General features: G+C 59.8%; 1 protein-coding gene. It reads left to right on the top strand.

Annotated elements, in window-relative coordinates; all coding sequences use genetic code 11:
* Positions 1-684, top strand: a 684-nt coding sequence (locus tag NW839_RS13525; RefSeq protein WP_414380718.1) for an RNA-guided endonuclease InsQ/TnpB family protein, incomplete at both ends; no start/stop codon positions are given.

Genomic DNA, 684 nt, shown 5'->3' with positions numbered 1-684 from the left:
CCATCTCCAACTTCTACCGCCGCTGCAAGGAGAAGGCAGCCCGGAAGGGCTATCCCAAGTTCCAGAAACACTGTCGTTCGGTGGAGTACAAGCTGTCCGGCTGGAAGCTGTCTCCTGACGGCATGTCCATCACCTTCACGGACGGCTTCCAGGCGGGCACCTTTGCCCTGTACTGCAACGGCGAGGCACGGCGGGACATCCTCACCCTGAAAATCAACCGGGTGAGGGTCATACGCAGGGCCGATGGGTACTACGCCCAGTTCTGCCTGGACGTGGAGCGTCGGGAGAAGGTGGGCTACACCGGCGAGGCGGTGGGGCTGGATGTGGGCTTGACGCACTTCTACACCGACAGCCACGGCCACAAGGTAGAGTGCCCAAAATTCTTGCGTCGTGCCGAAAGGAGGTTGAAGCGAGAGCAATGCAGGCTAAGTCGGAAGTTTCGGAGAGGGGCCAAGCCTCAATCCAAGAACTACCACCAGCAGAGGAAGCGACTGGGCAAGGTGCATCTCAAAGTCCAACGCCAGCGTAGAGACTGGGCTGTGAAGCTGGCCCGGTGCGTGGTGGCGTCTCACGACGTCGTGGCGTATGAGAACTTGCAGGTGCGCAACTTGGTACGGAATCACCACTTGGCCAAGTCGATTCACGATGCCGGGTGGAGTTTATTCACCGGGTGGCTGGACTCCT

Source organism: Synechococcus sp. R5-15, from assembly GCF_047462035.1.
Classification (GTDB): domain Bacteria; phylum Cyanobacteriota; class Cyanobacteriia; order Thermostichales; family Thermostichaceae; genus Thermostichus.
The sequence above is the reverse complement of the archived record's forward strand: the minus strand, read 5'-3'. Positions and strand labels throughout refer to the sequence as shown.